12 protein-coding genes are annotated in these 15,562 nt (G+C 72.2%); 4 read left to right on the top strand and 8 right to left on the bottom strand.

The features are described from left to right. Positions 1 to 436: 436 nt before the first annotated feature. The 7 genes from ACFWU9_RS24825 to ACFWU9_RS24795 all read right to left on the bottom strand — a co-directional run bounded on the left by ACFWU9_RS24825 (position 437) and on the right by ACFWU9_RS24795 (position 8,528). Entirely contained in the window at positions 437 to 1,444 is a 1,008-nt protein-coding gene (locus tag ACFWU9_RS24825; protein ID WP_384321969.1) for an N-acetylglucosamine kinase, read from the bottom strand. Beyond that, the gene (locus tag ACFWU9_RS24820; RefSeq protein ID WP_384321967.1) at positions 1,441 to 2,715 is read right to left on the bottom strand and encodes a 6-phospho-beta-glucosidase; all 1,275 of its coding nucleotides are present in this window, start codon (positions 2,713 to 2,715) and stop codon (positions 1,441 to 1,443) included. The genes ACFWU9_RS24825 and ACFWU9_RS24820 overlap by 4 nt, the downstream gene beginning before the upstream one ends. An 8-nt stretch (positions 2,716 to 2,723) precedes the next feature. Further along, positions 2,724 to 3,629, bottom strand: coding sequence for a carbohydrate ABC transporter permease (locus ACFWU9_RS24815; protein WP_384321965.1), 906 nt, complete (start codon positions 3,627 to 3,629; stop codon positions 2,724 to 2,726). Between the two features lie 2 nt (positions 3,630 to 3,631). Next, positions 3,632 to 4,573, bottom strand: coding sequence for a carbohydrate ABC transporter permease (locus ACFWU9_RS24810; protein ID WP_384321963.1), 942 nt, complete (start codon positions 4,571 to 4,573; stop codon positions 3,632 to 3,634). An 18-nt stretch (positions 4,574 to 4,591) separates the two neighbouring features. Continuing rightward, the gene (locus ACFWU9_RS24805) at positions 4,592 to 5,926 is read right to left on the bottom strand and encodes an ABC transporter substrate-binding protein (RefSeq protein WP_384321961.1); all 1,335 of its coding nucleotides are present in this window, start codon (positions 5,924 to 5,926) and stop codon (positions 4,592 to 4,594) included. Between the two features lie 83 nt (positions 5,927 to 6,009). Continuing rightward, on the bottom strand, positions 6,010 to 7,176 hold the full coding sequence (locus ACFWU9_RS24800) for an ROK family protein (RefSeq protein WP_384322096.1): 1,167 nt from the start codon (positions 7,174 to 7,176) through the stop codon (positions 6,010 to 6,012). A 275-nt stretch (positions 7,177 to 7,451) separates the two neighbouring features. Then, the gene (locus ACFWU9_RS24795; RefSeq protein WP_384321959.1) at positions 7,452 to 8,528 is read right to left on the bottom strand and encodes a mechanosensitive ion channel family protein; all 1,077 of its coding nucleotides are present in this window, start codon (positions 8,526 to 8,528) and stop codon (positions 7,452 to 7,454) included. Positions 8,529 to 8,817: 289 nt separating this feature from the next. On the opposite strand from ACFWU9_RS24795, the gene ACFWU9_RS24790 reads away from it, so the two are divergent. Next, a complete protein-coding gene (locus ACFWU9_RS24790; protein ID WP_189107091.1) occupies positions 8,818 to 9,354 on the top strand; it encodes an HNH endonuclease in 537 nt (178 codons plus the stop codon). Positions 9,355 to 9,465: 111 nt separating this feature from the next. Here the strand turns inward: ACFWU9_RS24790 and ACFWU9_RS24785 are convergent, their stop codons facing one another. After that, on the bottom strand, positions 9,466 to 12,483 hold the full coding sequence (locus tag ACFWU9_RS24785) for a beta-N-acetylglucosaminidase domain-containing protein (protein ID WP_384321957.1): 3,018 nt from the start codon (positions 12,481 to 12,483) through the stop codon (positions 9,466 to 9,468). A 261-nt stretch (positions 12,484 to 12,744) separates the two neighbouring features. On the opposite strand from ACFWU9_RS24785, the gene ACFWU9_RS24780 reads away from it, so the two are divergent. The 3 genes from ACFWU9_RS24780 to ACFWU9_RS24770 are packed head-to-tail and all read left to right on the top strand — an operon-like array spanning position 12,745 to position 15,505. Beyond that, on the top strand, positions 12,745 to 12,999 hold the full coding sequence (locus tag ACFWU9_RS24780; RefSeq protein WP_384322094.1) for a hypothetical protein: 255 nt from the start codon (positions 12,745 to 12,747) through the stop codon (positions 12,997 to 12,999). Next, positions 13,000 to 15,210 carry a 4-alpha-glucanotransferase gene (malQ, locus tag ACFWU9_RS24775; RefSeq protein WP_384321955.1) on the top strand — a complete coding sequence of 737 codons (2,211 nt, stop codon included), beginning with the start codon at positions 13,000 to 13,002 and terminating at the stop codon, positions 15,208 to 15,210. Between the two features lie 58 nt (positions 15,211 to 15,268). Then, positions 15,269 to 15,505: a hypothetical protein gene (locus tag ACFWU9_RS24770; protein ID WP_384321953.1), complete on the top strand. Its 237-nt coding sequence runs from the start codon at positions 15,269 to 15,271 to the stop codon at positions 15,503 to 15,505. Positions 15,506 to 15,562 lie beyond the last annotated feature (57 nt).

Genomic DNA, 15,562 nt, shown 5'->3' with positions numbered 1-15,562 from the left:
GACCTCCCCCTCGGTCACTGACGACGGCGTCGCGCCCCTCGGCGGACGGAGGGACGGTTCCCGGCCAGCAGTATGGCCGCAGGGACCGGCATCCACACAAGCCTTGACTCGATCTTGTGCGGACCAAGCGCCGGCGGAGCACGATCCCCCTACCGTGCTCCCCCCATTGAATACGTCAGGAACCCCTGATCGGTTCCCGGCCGTGGGGCCGGGCCGGCGGCCCCACGGGCCCTACGCGCCCGGTGCGCGCCCGGGCTCGGGCGCCCGGCTCCGAACCCGCTTCGGGCGCCCGCGCCCGCACCGGTGGCCGCACCCTCGCGCGCACCGCCGCCCGCACCTGTCGCCGTGTCAGGGAGCGGGCACCCGACGGCCGTTCGACGGACCCCGCCGAGCGCCCGCCGAACGCCCGCCGATCAGAGGCCGCCGGCCGATGGGCTCAGCCGTCGTAGTGCGCGCGCAGCCTGGCGTGCGCGTCCGGTCCGGCCCCGGTGTGATCCAGCCCCAGGAGCCCGGCCCCCAGCACCGGCGGCGCCGTCACCACCCCCAGCACCGCCTTCGGCGCGCGGGCCGCGAGCAGCTCCCGGATCCCGTCGTCCAACTGCGGGTGCCTGGCGGCCAGCACACTCCCGCCCAGCAGCACCGGAACCTCCTCGTCCAGCAGCCCCAGCCGCTCCAGCGCCACCCCCGCCAGCGCCACGACCTCGGTGGCGAGCCGGTCGACCAGCGACCTGGCCACCGCGTCACCCGCCGCACTGGTCGCGAAGAGGACCGGCGCCAGCTCGTGCCTGCGGGCGAACGGGATGTGCCCCAGGTGCAACGCCTCGATCAGCGCGTACACCGAGTCGAGGCCGAAGTGCCCCGGCACCGTACGCGTCAGCTCCGTCGGCTCGCCCCGCCCGTCCTCGGCCCGCGCCGCGAACCACAGCGCCTCCTCGGAGAGCCCGGAGCCGCCGCCCCAGTCGCCGGAGATCCGGCCGATGGCGGGGAAGCGCGCCGTACGGCCGTCCGGCAGCATGCCCACGCAGTTGATGCCCGCGCCGCACACGACGGCCACCCCGCGCGGCTCCGCGCCGCCGGGCAGCCCGGCACGCAGTATCGCGAAGGTGTCGTTGCGCACGTCGGTCGTACGGCCCCAGCCGCGCCGCTGCACGGCCGACGCCAACTCCCGCTCCTCCACCGGAAGATCGGCGTTGGCCAGACACGCCGAGACATGTCCGGCGATGCCCTCCGTACGGAGGCCGGCGTCGGCCGCCGCCTCGGCGACGATCGCGGCGAGCCGGTCGATCGCCGGCTCCACGCCCACCACCGGCGGCTGGAAGCCACCGCCGCGCGCCGCCCCGAGCACATATCCGTCCGCACCAATCACGGTCACATCGGTCTTGCTGTTCCCGGCGTCGACGGCCAGGACGCTGCCGCGCCCCGCCGCCGGCTCGGTACGGCTCACGCCCACGCGAGGTGCTCCCGGTTGTGCGCGATCAGTCGGTCGGTGAGGCCCTCGGCGTACTCGTACTGACCGATCAGCGGGTGGGACAGCAGCGCCTTGTAGACGCGGTCGCGGCCACCGTGCAGCGCGGCCTGGAGCGCCAGGTCCTCGTACGCGGAGACGTTCGCGACGAGCCCCGCGTAGAGCGGGTCGAGCTCCGGTACGGCCAGCGGCGTCGCCCCCGAGGCGTCGACCCCGGCCTGGACCTCGATCACCGCGTCGTCGGCGAGGAACGGCAGCGTGCCGTTGTTGTAGGTGTTGACGACCTGCACCGGGCTGCCCACGCGGCCCGCGTCGCCCAGCAGCGAGGCGGCGAGATCGACCGCGGCCTCGCTGTAGAAGGCGCCGCCGCGCTTGGCCAGCAGCTCGGGCTTCTCGTCCAGCGCGGGGTCCCCGTACATGGCGAGCAACTGCTTCTCCATCTCGGCCACTTCCGCGGCCCGCGACGGCTTGGTGCCCAGCTCCCGGACGACCTCGTCGTGCGCGTAGAAGTAGCGCAGGTAGTAGGAGGGCACCACGCCGAGGGTGTCGAGGACCCGGCGCGGCAGCCGCAGATCGGCCGCGATCGCGTCGCCGTGCTCGGCGATCAGCTTGGGCAGCACGTCCTCGCCGTCCGGTCCGCCGAGCCGTACGCCGCGCTCCCATGTCAGATGGTTGAGCCCGACGTGTTCCAGATGGACGGCCGAGGGGGCGACGTCCAGCAGCTTCGCGAACTTCCGCTGGAAGCCGATCGCCACGTTGCACAGCCCGATCGCCTTGTGGCCGGCCTGGAGAAGGGCGCGCGTCACGATCCCGACCGGGTTGGTGAAGTCGATGATCCACGCGTCCGGGTTGGCGCGCCGTACCCGCTCGGCGATGTCCAGCACCACCGGCACCGTACGCAGCGCCTTGGCGAGACCGCCCGCGCCCGTCGTCTCCTGGCCGACACAGCCGCACTCCAGCGGCCAGGTCTCGTCCTGGAGGCGCGCGGCCTGTCCGCCGACACGCAGTTGGAGCAGGACGGCGTCGGCGCCGGCCACGCCCGCGTCCACGTCGGACGTGGTGACGATCGTGCCGGGGTGCCCCTGCTTGGCGAAGATCCGCCGCGCGAGGCCGCCCACGAGCTCCAGCCGGTCGGCCGCCGGGTCGACGAGCACCAGCTCACTGATCGGGAGCGTGTCCCTCAACCGGGCGAAGCCGTCGATCAACTCAGGTGTATAGGTGGACCCGCCACCCACTACTGCGAGCTTCATGTGTTCTTCTAGCCCTTCACTCCGGTCAGTGTGACGCCCTCGACGAAGGCCTTCTGTGCGAAGAAGAAGACGAGGATCACGGGGGCCATGACCAGTACGGTCGCGGCCATGGTCAGATTCCAGTCGGTGTGGTGTGCGCCCTTGAAGGATTCCAGCCCGTAACTGAGCGTCCAGGCCGCCGGGTTCTCCGACGCGTAGATCTGTGGGCCGAAGTAGTCGTTCCACGCGTAGAAGAACTGGAACAGCGCCACCGCGGCGATGCCCGGTTTCGCCATCGGCAGGACGACCCTGAGCAGCGTACGGAACTCGCCGCAGCCGTCCACGCGCGCCGCGTCCAGGTACTCGTCGGGGATCGTCAGCAGGAACTGCCTCAGCAGGAAGATGGAGAACGCGTCACCGAAGGCCATCGGGATGATCAGCGGCCAGAGGGTGCCCGACAGGTCGAACTGCTTCGCCCAGAAGAGATACATCGGGATGATGATCACCTGGGGCGGCAGCATCATCATCGAGATGACGAGCATCAGCGACAACTGCCGTCCGCGGAAGCGGAACTTGGCCAGCGCGTACGCCACGGGGATCGAGGAGAGCACGGAGAGCAGTGTGCCGAGCCCGGCGTACAGCAGGGTGTTCTTCCACCAGGTCAGGAAGCCCGGCGTGTCGAAGACCTTGGCGTAGTTGCCCCACTCCCAGCTGTTCGGGGTGAGGTCGCGGGTGAGCGCCTGCTGGTCGCTCATCACCGAGGTGAGGAAGAGGAAGACGAACGGCAGCACGAAGAACAGCGCGGCGGCCACACCGAGCGCGTGCACGGCTATCCAGTGCAGCACCGCCTTGCGCCGCGCCGTACGGGCCGCCGGTGTGGTGGCGTGCGAAGGCCTCACCGGCGGTGTGGGCGCGTCCAGGAGTCGCTGGGTCATGGTCAGTCACCCGTTCCGATCAGTCCGCCGCGGCGCCGCATCAGGAACGCGGTGAAGATCATGGCCAGGGCGAACAGGACGAGCGCGACGACGCAGGCGGCGCCGTAGTCGAAGCGCTGGAAGCCGAGGTTGTAGACGAGCTGCGGCAGGGTCAGCGTCGACTTGTCCGGGTAGCCGGGCTCGAACTGCTGGCCCGAGCCCCCGATGACACCGGAGGCGACCTTGCCCGCGACCAGGGGCTGTGTGTAGTACTGCATGGCCTGGATCACCCCGGTGACCACGGCGAACAGTACGATCGGCGAGATGTTCGGCAGTGTCACGAAGCGGAACCGCTGCCAGGGTGACGCGCCGTCCAGCTCGGCCGCCTCGTACTGCTCCTTCGGCACGTCGAGCAGCGCGGCCATGAAGATCACCATCAGATCGCCGATGCCCCAGACCGCCAGCGCCGTGAGCGCCGGTTTGGACCAGGACGCCTCGTTGAACCAGCCCGGCGTGGGCAGTCCGAGATCGCCGAGGATCGTGTTGACCGGCCCCGTACCGGGGTTGAGGAGGAAGACGAAGGCGAGCGTCGCCGCGACGGGCGGTGCCAGGTACGGCAGGTAGAACAGGGTCCGGAAGACCCCGGTGCCCGTCTTGATCTTGGTGATCAGCAGACCGACACCGAGACCGAACAGGACCCGGCAGGCGACCATGACCAGGACCAGCCACAGGGTGTTGCGCAGCGACGGCCAGAACATGGGGTAGTCGCCGAAGACGTACGACCAGTTCCCCAGCCCGTTCCAGACGGGGGCGTTGAAACCGTCGTACTTCATGAAGGAGAAGTACACGGTCGACAGGAGCGGATAGGCGAAGAAGACCGAGAACCCGATCAACCAGGGGGACAGGAACGCCACCGTACGGAGCGCGCTCCTGCGCCGTTTCGCACGGAGCGTGTTGCTGGACATCAGCGAGATCCCCGCCCGCTACTTGGCCTGCTCGATGTCACGGTCGATCTGCCGGGCCGTCTTCTCCAGACCGTCCTGGAGGTCCTTCACGGAGCCCTTCTCGTACTGGTAGCCGAAGTCCTGGAGCGTCTGCTGGTACGTCGCCCCGTTGATCGCGCCGTCGGGGGTGCTGGACTTCGGGTGCTGGGCGATGTCGAGGAAGGTCTTGAAGCGCGGGTCGAACTTCAGGTCGGGCGACTTGAGCGCGGCGAAGGTGGAGGGCACGTTGCGGATGCCGTTGGCGAACTGTACGACCGCCTCCGTGTCGGTGGTCATGTACTTCACCAGCTCCCAGGCGGCGTTCTGCTTCTTGCTCTGGGGCGCGATGCCCATGATCGTGCCGGACAGGAAGCCCTTGCCGTAGCTGTCGGCCTCGTCGTCGGCGACGGGCATCGGCGCCACGCCTATCTCGAAGTCGACACCCGCGTCCTCGGCCATGCCGAGCCGCCACTCGCCGTCCAGCTGCATCGCCACCTGGCCGGTGTGGAAGGGGTGCTTGGCGCCCCACTCGTCACCGAAGGTGCTGCGGAACTTGTCCAGCTTCTGGAAGCCGCCGAGGTCCTGGACCAGCTTCTTCTGGTAGGTGAACATCTCGGCGAAGGCGGGGTCCTTGGCGATGTTGGACTTGCCGTCCTTGTCGAAGTAGGCGTGGTCCCAGCTCGACATGTAGTGGTCGACGACCGTCTCGTAGCCGTGGTACGTCGGCATCATGCCGACCCGCTCGTAGCTGTCGCCCTTGGGCTTGGTGAGCTTCTTGGCGACGTCGGCCAGCTCGGACATCGTCCTCGGCGGGGCCTCGATGCCCGCCTCCTTGAAGGCGTCCTTGTTGTAGTACAGCCCGTACGCGTCGCTGAGCAGCGGCAGCGCGCAGCGGTCGCCCTCGAACTGGGTGTACTGGAGCAGCACCTTGGGGAACGTCTTCTCCAGGTCGATCTTGTCCTTCTTTATGAAGGGCTCCAGGTCGGCGAAGGCGCCGGAGGAGCAGAACTTGCCGACGTTGGAGGTGGTGAAGGACGACACGACGTCGGGGCCCTTCGAACCGCCCGCGCGCAGCGCCTGGTTGAGCTTGTCGTCGTTGATGTTGCCGACGACGTTCACCTTGATGTTCGGGTGCGCGTCCTCGAAGCGGCCGATGTTGTCCTTGATCGCCTCGACCTCGGCCGGCGCGCTCCAGCCGTGCCAGAAGGTGATGGTGGTCTTGGCGTTCGGGTCGTCCGACGCGGAGTTGCCCGACTGCCCCGTACACGCGGCGGTGAGGACGGACAGCGCGGCGACCGCGACGGCGGAGACGGTCAGACGGCGGTTTGTGGGCATGACGGAACTCCCGGTGTCGGTCGGGTCCTGAAGGGGTGGGTCGGGGGGTGTCGAGGGGGCCCGGAGGCCGGGGGAGGGGCGGATCAGCGGGAGGTGTCGAACACCTCGTCGCGGGTGGTCGCGAGGGCGCTCTCCAGCGCGCCCCGCAGCACGGGGTCCCGTCGCACCTCACCGATGAGCAGCCGGGGTCTGGAGGCGGCCAGTTCGGCGAGCTCCGCCTGGACCAGCGCGCGCAGCGGCTCTCCGCCGGCGGCGGTCACCCCGCCGGCGAGGACGATGAGTTCGGGGTCGAGCACGGCGGTCACGGACGCGAGACCGGTGGCGAGCCGCTGCGCGAACAGCCGCAGCAGTTCGGCGAGCCGCGGGTCGTCCTCGTGTCCGGCCGCGGCCTTCGTAAGGAGGTCGGCGGCGACGTCCGCGTACGGCTGCTCCGGCGTCTCGATACCGAGACCGCGGGCCAGGCGCGGTACGCACTGGGCGCCCGCGAGTTCCTGGAAGCCGCCGCTGTTGGCCTTGACCACCTGGCGTACGAGGGGAGTGCCCGGCACCGGCAGGAAGCCGACCTCGCCCGCGCCGCCGGTGAAGCCGCGGTGCAGCCGGCCGCCGATGACCAGGGAGGCGCCGAGGCCCTCCTGGTTCCACAGGAGGACGAAGTCGTCGTGGCCGCGGGCCGCTCCCAGCCGCTGTTCGGCGACCGCCGCGAGATTCACGTCGTTCTCGTACTCGACGGGCATCGGCAGGGCGGCGGCCAGTTCGTCCAGCAGGGTGGGGGAGTGCCAGCCGGGCAGGTGCGAGGCGTACCGCAGCCGGCCCGTGGAGGGGTCGAAGGCGCCCGGTGTACCGATGACGACGCGGTGCACGTCGGCGCGCGCGAGACCGGCGGCCTTCACGGCGCCGCCCAGCGCGTCGGTCACCCGGGTGACCACGCTGTCCGCCGAGCGCCGCCCCGGGGTGGGCAGTTCGAAGCGGCCGACGGTGGCGCCCGTGATGTCGGCGACGGCGGCCAGGATGCGCTCCGGGTTCACGTCGAGCCCGGCGGCGTGGGCGGCGCCCGCGTTGACCGCGTAGAGCTGCGCGTTGGGTCCCGGACGGCCCTCGGTGGTGCCGGTGGCGACGACGAGGCCGGCCGCCTCCAGCCGGGCCAGCAGCTGGGAGGCGGTCGGCTTGGAGAGGCCTGTCAGTTTGCCGATCCGGGTACGGGAGAGAGTGCCGTGCGCCAGCAGGAGATCCAGCGCGGCACGGTCGTTCATGGCGCGCAGGACGCGTGGTGTGCCCGGGGACGGCGTGGACGGATCGCTCACGGCGTGTGCACCTGCCCTTCGGCGACTGCTCTCCCGGTGTCGGACTTCGCGACACTGTTAGGAAAGTTTCCTATTTGATGGGAGGAAAGTAGGCCTGGCGTCAGGGGGCAGTCAATACCCGTTCACGGGCAGCGCCCCCGAGGCAACCAAAGCGTTACCTGCGGGGGCGCGTGTGCGACGGACTTTCGAATCGGTGCCGGTGGGCCGGTGGGCCGGTCGGCGGGCTACTTGGTCAGATTGGGGTTGGGGGACTGCTGCGGCGCTATCGGCGCCGCGGCGAGGGACTGCGGCGACGTGGGGCTCGCCAGGGCCGACGGCGCGGCCACACCGGCCGTCGGGTCGCCGGGGGCCGCCTCCGTGCCCATCAGGGGCAGTCCGCCGACGATCTGGATGCCCGCCGCGTCGAACGCCTGCTTGATGCGCCAGCGCAGCTCCCGCTCCACGCCCAGCGCCTTGCCCGGCATCGTCTTCGCGCTCACCCGCACCGTCATCGATTCGAGCAGGACGGAGTCGAGCCCCAGGATCTCCACCGGACCCCACAGCCGCTCGGCCCAGGGGTCCTCCTTCGCCATCTTCTCGGCGACCGCCGTGATGACGTCGCGGACCCTCTCCAGATCCTCGGTCGGCCGGACCGTCACATCGACACCGGCCGTGGCCCAGCCCTGGCTCAGATTGCCGATCCGCTTCACCTCGCCGTTGCGGACGTACCAGATCTCGCCGTCGTCGCCGCGCAGCTTCGTCACCCGCAGTCCGACCTCGATGACCTCTCCGGACGCGACGCCCGCGTCGATGGTGTCGCCCACGCCGTACTGGTCCTCAAGGATCATGAAGACGCCGGAGAGGAAGTCGGTGACGAGATTGCGCGCGCCGAAGCCCAGGGCCACACCGGCGACACCCGCCGAGGCCAGCAGCGGGGCCAGATTGATGTTCAGCGCCCCGAGCGCCATCAGCGCGGCCGTGCCGAGCACCAGGAACGAGGTCACCGAGCGGAGCACCGACCCGATGGCCTCGGAGCGCTGCCGGCGCCGCTCGGCGTTGACCAGCAGGCCGCCGAGGGCCGTGCCCTCCACGGCCGTGGCGCTGCGGTTCATCCGCGCTATCAGCTTGGTGATGGTGCGCCGCAGGACGTGCCGCAGGACGAGCGCGATGATCACGATCAGCAGGATGCGCAGGCCGATGCTCAGCCAGGTGGACCAGTTCTGCTCCACCCAGCCCGCGGCCTCGTTGGCACGGTCCGCCGCCTCGTCGAGGGTGGCGGGCTCGGGCGACGGGCCAGGGACCGGCGGGGCGGACGGGGACACGGCGGGACCTCCTGCAAACACGGGCGGGGACCAACCACACTAACGGGGCATCGCGAGTACTCCGGTGCCGTCCGGGAGACAGAGACACTCCTCACGCGCGGGTGGCGGGCGAAGTCGCAGGAAGGTACGGGGGCGAGGACACGCCAGGTCAGGGGTTGTGGAGCGGGTGTGGGCGAAAACACTCCGAGCCCGTTACCAAGACGTGGTGGCGTTTCGACCAGGCATGAGGAGAGACTGAGACAGATCGTCCCGGCGCGAGCCACGCGCCGCCGGCGTACAAGGAGGCACCGTGCCACATGTCCTGGTCCTCAACGCGTCGTACGAGCCGCTCGGCGTCGTACCGCTCCGTCGCGCGCTCGTCCTCGTTCTGGAGAACAAGGCCATCTGCCTTGAGGAATCCGGCGCCTTCCTGCACAGCGAGACCCGGGTGCTGCCCGCGCCCAGCGTCGTACGGCTGAAACGGTTCGTACGGGTCCCCTACCGAGGGCCCGTCCCGCTGACCCGTCGTGCGCTGTTCGCCAGGGACGGCGGGCGCTGTATGTACTGCGGGAGCGTCGCCACGAGCGTCGACCACGTCATCCCGCGCAGCCGGGGCGGAAAACACGTGTGGGACAACGTGGTGGCCGCGTGCCGCCGCTGCAACCACGTCAAGGCCGACCGGCATCTGCGGGAGCTGGGGTGGAGACTCCGCCACCAGCCCGCGCCGCCGTCGGGACTCGCCTGGCGGATCATCGGGACCGGACACCGGGATCCGCGCTGGATGCCGTATCTGCAACCCTTCGGCGCCGAGGACGCGGTGGCCCGGATCGACGGCATCTCTGCCTAGGATCCGGGCCTTCGTCGTGCCGGGGCCGCGTGCGGGCCCCGGCGCGCTCCCACGTGCCCGTCCGGCGTCCGGCGGCGCCCTCCCTACGGAGGGGGACCCGCACCGGTGCCCTTACGGGGGCGGCGCCGCCTCCGTCACCGCGTACGCCTCCACCGACCACAGCGAGTAACCGAAGCGTGTCGCCCGGCGCTCGCCCTGGATCCGGACGAAGCGGGTGTCCTTCTCGTCCATGCGGACCGACTCGCGCCCGCCCGCGCCGTCCGCCACGCGCACCGCGTCCCGCCACACACGGCCGTCCGCCGAGACCTGCACCCGGTAGGCGCTCGCGTAGGCGTCCTGCCAGTTCAGGACCACCTGGCCGAGCCGGACCGGCTCCGCCAGCTCCACCTGCCACCACGCGCCGTCCTCGGCCGGTGACGACCAGCGTGTGGCCGGGTCGCCGTCGCTCGCGGCGGTGGCCGGGAACGCGGGTGTCTCGTCGCCCGACGACGACGGCACCGCGCCCGGCGTCCTCAGGAGGTCGCCGCCGCCCGTACGCGGCGAAGCCCGCACCGTCAGGGTGCGCTCCTCGCCGCTGAAGGACAGCGGCACCCGGTAGGTGCCCGCCGGCGTGTCCTCGGAGACGGTGACCCGGACCGGCACCGTCGTACGGAGGCCGCGCGGCACCGTCACGCGCTCGGGCACCGTGACCTCGATGCCCTTCGGTGCCTTCGCCGTCAGCGCGCCGCTGATCGGGCCGGGGCGCTGCGCCTCCAGCTCCGCCTCCACGCTCTCGGCCTTCCCGCCGATCTCGGCGTCCACCGTGGTGCGGGCGAGATCGAGCCGGACGCGCGGCTCGTCGGTGAACCACGGCACGAGCCGCCGCACCGACGGCGTCGTCGCGCCGGGCACGTCCGGCCAGGTGACCCGTAGGGCGTCGGCGCGCAGCCCCTTCGCGTCGGTCTGGGTCCAGCCGCTCTGCGACACGGGACCCAGCCTCCGCCAGCCCTCGCCCGGGACGTGCGCCTCCACCGAGGCGCCGTCGCCCGTGCCCGGCTCCGTCATGGTCGTGATCACGCCCACGGGGCGGGCACGGCCCACCCCGACCGTGTACGCGTCGGTGCTCCTGGTCGCGCGCGCCTCCGGGCCGGCCGAGCGGTCGGCGCCCGTCCAGGCCGCCGACTCCTTCGCCGCGCGGTCGAGGAACGGGTCCAGCACGCCCTTGCCGACGGAGACCGTGCTCGCGGCCACCGCCTCCCGCAGCGGTTCGAGGCTGAGCGAGGCCTGCCAGGCCGCGTCGCCGTCGCCCCGGGACTGCGCCTGGAGCATGTCGACCGACAGCTCGCCGGCCCGCCCGTAGAGCGCCAACTGCTCGCTCCACGGCCGTACTTCGTCGTCGAGCCGCCCCTCGGCCGTACCGGACAGCCGGTCCGGGGTCTCCCGCATCACGGTGAAGGCCGCCCGCAGCCGGCTCGCCGCCGCGTCCCTGGCCTTCGGTTTCTCCGCGGCCCGCGCCCCCGTACGGGTACGCCAGAACTCCGTCAGCAGAGGGCGCAGATACGCCGACTCCGTCTTGCTCAGGATCGAGGAGGACTCGTTCCCGGCGAGCGCGCCGATCGCCTCGCGCGCCTCGGGGTCGTTGCCCGCGAGGTCGTCCATCGCCGCCTGCCAGGACTCCTGCGGCTGGTAGCCGCGCGGGTTCCACGCGTAGTCGGCGGCCGTGAAGAGCGGGATGCGGGACGCCGACGGCTGCTCCATCGCGTTGGCGAGCAGCGCGGCCGAGCCGGTGGCGACTGCGGGCTCACGGCCCGTGTACGGGCCGAGGAAGATCCGTCCCCGCTCGTAGTCGTTGACCGGGTAGTTGTCCATCGTCACCAGCGGGTGCCTGAACGCCTCGCGGGCACCGGCCAGTTCGCTTCCGGTGATCGTGCGGGGCACCACCCCCACGCCCGTCCAGGCGACCTGCACGCGGGCGTCGAGGTCCCCGGCGAGCGCCGTGCGGTAGTCGGTCGCCCCGTTCTGGAAGTACTCGGTGGGCATCACCGTCAGCGGCTCGCCGCCCGGATGCCGTCGCGCGAGGTGGTCGGCCACCGCGTTCGCGACACGAGCCTGCGCCTTCGCGGCGGCGCGGGGACCCGAGCCAAAGGTGTCCCGGTCCTCGTCGCAGTGCCACTCGCTGTAGCTCACGTCCTGGAACTGCAACTGGAACGCGCGCACACCCAGCGCCCACATCGCGTCCAGCTTGCGGGTGAGGGCCTTCACGTCGTCCTTGGAGGACATGCACATGGCTTGTGCCGGAGCCACGGCCCAGGCGAGCGTCACATGGTTGCGCCGCGCGCGTTCGGCCAGATCGCGGAACTCGGCCCGCCGGGCGGCGGGGTAGGGCTCGCGCCAGAGCGCCTGGCGGAAGGCGTCGTCGCCGGGCGCGTACAGATAGCGGTTCTGCTTCGTGCGCCCCATGAAGTCCAGCTGCGACAGCCGCTCCTGATGGCCCCACGGATCGCCGTAGAAGCCCTCCGTCATCCCGCGTACGGCGGTGCCCGGCCAGTCGCGTACGAGGACACCGGGGACCTCGGCCCGGCCGGGTCCGCCCACGATCAGCTGACGCAGGGTCTGCGCGGCGTGGAAGAGGCCGTCGTCGCCCACCCCGTCGAGCGCGATCGTCTCGCGGCCCCGGACGGTCCCCACGGCGATCCGGTAGCCGCCGGAGGGCAGATCGGTCCGCTCGCGTGCCCGCAGGGCCCTGAGGGCTTCCTGGGCGCCGCCGCCGCCCGCGAGCACGACCGGGCCACCGCCGGTCGGCGGTGGCGCCGGGCGGCCCGATGCCGGGGGCACGGTCGTACGGACCGTACGTACCCCCGCCTCGCGCAGCGCCTTTGTCAGGGTCTCGACGGCGTAGGGGTCCGCGTCCTCGGCCGCGACGACGGTGACGTCGTCACCGAGGGTGACGGTCCGGCCCGACGCCTTGAGCGAGTGGGGGCGGGGCCAGACGGAGGGCAGCGCCGCCTCGCCCTCCCCGTCGGGTGTGCTGGCCGAGGTGGAGCCCGGATCGGCGGGTGCCGCCGTCGCACCGGGCGCCGTGCCCAGGAGTCCGCCGATCACGGCCACCGCGACCGCTGTCGCCGTCCGTCTGCTGCGCCCGAGTTGCACGCCCCTGCTCCCCTCGTGGCTCCCCGAATCCATGTCCGTCCGGCCGATCGGCGTCGAGCCCACCACCCCGGGGTGAAGGTGTCAATGCGCGTGGCCGTTGTGACCGATTTGCCGGGTTGTGATAGGCAGGGAGGGTCAACTGCCGCTCGGGGAACGCGACGTGAGCCGGGGCACGTTAACCGGAGCAGTACGTCTGTGGCCGTGCCGACTGGGTAGGGCTGCTGTGTCCCGTTGTCCGAGCCAGCATTGGAGGCGCCCGCCATGGCCGCCGCACAGTTGCTTCCCCCCGTCCGTTCCAAACAGGCGGTTCCTGGTGAACCGGCCGACGACGAACCGCTCGCCGTCACGCTGCCCGGACCGCTGACCGGCGACACCCCGGGCCCGCTCACCAGCGAACCGCCCCTCGCCGACGCCGCGCCCCTCACCAGTGAGCCCCCGCTCGCCGACGCCGCGCCCCTCACCAGCGAGCCGACCGCGCCCGGTACGGCCGGTGGCACGGAGTTCTCAGGAGTCTGAATGGGCCTGGCCAGGCTCGCGGCGCTGCACGGTGTCGCCACCGTCCACACACCCGGCCCCGACGTCGCCGTCCCGGTCCCCGACGAGACGGTCGTCGCGGTGCTCGCCGCGCTGGGCGTCGACGCGTCCACGGACGAGGCGATCCACGACGCCCTGACCCGTGCCGAGTCCGACGCCGCCGACCGCCTGCTGCCGCCCACCGTGGTCGTGTGGACCACTCCGGAGACCCCCGCCGCCGGTCCCGGCGGCACGGGGGAGCGCTCCGGGCCTCCCGCGCCGGTGCTGCCTCCCTCGCTTCCGCGGGCGCTGGCCGATCTGCCCCCGGACACGCTCCTGCGGGTCGAGACGGAGCAGGGCGACACGGTCGAGTGGCCGGCGCCGGAGGCCTCGGCGCCCGCGTCCGCACCCGTAGCCGCACCCGCCCCCGCGTCCGGAACGCCCCTCACGGCCCCCGTGGGCCGCTCCTGGCCCGGACTGCCGCTCGGGGTGCACCGCCTCGCCGCCGTCGCCGCGGACGGCCGTACGGCGGGCGCCGTGCTCGTCGTCGCCCCGCACGAGGTGCCGGGGCCCCCGCCCCGTACGCACGGCTTCCTCGTCCAGCTCTACTCCCTGCTCTCCGGCCGCTCCTGGGGCATGGGCGACCTCGGCGACCTCGCGGAGCTCGCCGTCTGGTCCGGCCGGGAGCTGGGAGCCGGATTCGTCCAGATCAACCCGTTGCACGCCGCCGTCCCCGGCGACCCCACCGACCCCTCGCCCTACCGCCCCTCGTCGCGCCGCTTCCCCGACCCCGTCCATCTGCGGGTCGAGGCCGTCCCCGAGTACGCGTACGTCACCGGCCCGGGGACCGCGCGCCTCGCCGGGCTGCTGGAACAGGCCGCAGGCCTGCGTGCCGCCGTCCTGGAGAAGGACGCGCTGATCGACCGGGACGCCGTGTGGCGGCTCAAGCGCGAGGCGCTGGAGATCGTGCGCGAGGTCCCGCTCGCCCCCGGCCGGCGAGCCGCCTACCACCACTTCCTTGCCGAGCAGGGCCAGGCGCTGGAGGACCACGCCACCTGGTGCGCGCTCGCCGAGGTGCACGGCTCCCAGTGGCACGACTGGCCCACCGGGCTGCGCGACCCCCGCTCGGCCGAGACCGGCCGGGCCCGGCGCGAACTGATCGACCGCGTCGACTTCCACTGCTGGCTGGCCTGGCTCACCGACGAACAGCTCGCCGCCGCCGACCGCGCCGCCCGCGACGCGGGCATGGCCGTCGGCATCGTCCACGACCTCGCGGTGGGCGTGCACCCGGACGGCGCCGACGCCTGGGCGCAGCGTGACGCCTTCGCCGGGGGCATGTCGGTGGGCGCCCCGCCGGACGCCTTCAACGCCCACGGCCAGGACTGGGGGCTGCCGCCCTGGCGCCCCGACGTACTGGCCGCCACCGGGTACGCGCCCTACCGAGGACTGCTCCGCGGGCTGCTGAGGCACGCGGGCGCGCTGCGGATCGACCATGTGATGGGCCTCTTCCGGCTCTGGTGGGTCCCCGCCGGCGCGGATCCCACCCGGGGCACATATGTGCGGTACGACGCCGAGGCGATGCTCGCCGTCCTCGTCCTGGAGGCGCACCGCGCGGGCGCCGTCGTCATAGGCGAGGATCTCGGCACGGTCGAGCCCGGCGTACGGGAGTCCCTGCACCGCCGCGGGGTGCTCGGCACGTCCGTGCTCTGGTTCGAGCGCGACTGGCAGGGCACCGGCCGCCCGCTGGCCCCGGAGAGCTGGCGCGAGGGCTGCGTCGCCACCGCCACCACCCACGACCTGCCGTCCACCGCCGCGCGCCTCACCGGCGAGCATGTGGAGCTGCGGCACCGGCTGGGGCTGCTCGGCCGCCCGCTGGAGGAGGAGCAGCGCGAGGACTCCGCCGAGGTCGCCGACTGGCTCGGCACACTCACCCGGCTCGGCCTGCTGCCGCCCGACGGCGGCGACGAGGAGGAACAGATCCGCGCCGTCTACCGCTTCCTGCTGCGCACCCCGGCCCGCATGGTCGGGGTCTGGCTGCCGGACGCGGTGGGCGACCGCCGGCCCCAGAACCTGCCGGGGACCTGGGACCAGTACCCGAACTGGCGGCTGCCGGTCGCCGACGCGGAGGGCAGGCCGATGACGCTGGAGGAACTGGCCGCCTCGCCCCGGTTGCACGGCCTGATGGGCGTATTGCGCCCCTCTGTCGGGGATTGACACCTTGTACGGGACCCCCGGGCGCGCGGCGGCCCCACGGGTTCGCTACGTTGGCACCGTGGACAAGAAGAACGCCCTGCGCGCCGGCGCCGTGATGGCCGGAACGACGCTGATGATGCTGCTCATGTCGTCTCCCGTGTTCGCCGTCAACCGCGACGACGGCGACGACCCGGGTCCCGGCCTGACCGTCGCGGAGACCCTCGGCCTGTACGTACTGACGCCGCTGGCGGCGTTCGCGGTGATCGCCGGCCTGGTGATGGTCCTCGACAAGTCCAAGAAGCAGCATCGGGTCTGACGACCCGGACGCCCTTCCTCTTCGAAGAAGGCGCCGCACGGCACAGGTGTGCCGTGC

The sequence above is a fragment of the Streptomyces sp. NPDC058653 genome, from assembly GCF_042716895.1.
GTDB lineage: Bacteria > Actinomycetota > Actinomycetes > Streptomycetales > Streptomycetaceae > Streptomyces.
This window is presented reverse-complemented; position numbering and strand designations above follow the sequence as displayed.

Coding starts and splice junctions, on each gene's coding strand:
- ACFWU9_RS24820 (WP_384321967.1), bottom strand. CDS start 2,715: ATGAAGCTCGCAGTAGTGGGTGGCGGGTCCACCTATACACCTGAGTTG.
- ACFWU9_RS24815 (WP_384321965.1), bottom strand. CDS start 3,629: ATGACCCAGCGACTCCTGGACGCGCCCACACCGCCGGTGAGGCCTTCG.
- ACFWU9_RS24810 (WP_384321963.1), bottom strand. CDS start 4,573: ATGTCCAGCAACACGCTCCGTGCGAAACGGCGCAGGAGCGCGCTCCGT.
- ACFWU9_RS24805 (WP_384321961.1), bottom strand. CDS start 5,926: ATGCCCACAAACCGCCGTCTGACCGTCTCCGCCGTCGCGGTCGCCGCG.
- ACFWU9_RS24800 (WP_384322096.1), bottom strand. CDS start 7,176: ATGAACGACCGTGCCGCGCTGGATCTCCTGCTGGCGCACGGCACTCTC.
- ACFWU9_RS24780 (WP_384322094.1), top strand. CDS start 12,745: ATGGCCGCCGCACAGTTGCTTCCCCCCGTCCGTTCCAAACAGGCGGTT.
- malQ (WP_384321955.1), top strand. CDS start 13,000: ATGGGCCTGGCCAGGCTCGCGGCGCTGCACGGTGTCGCCACCGTCCAC.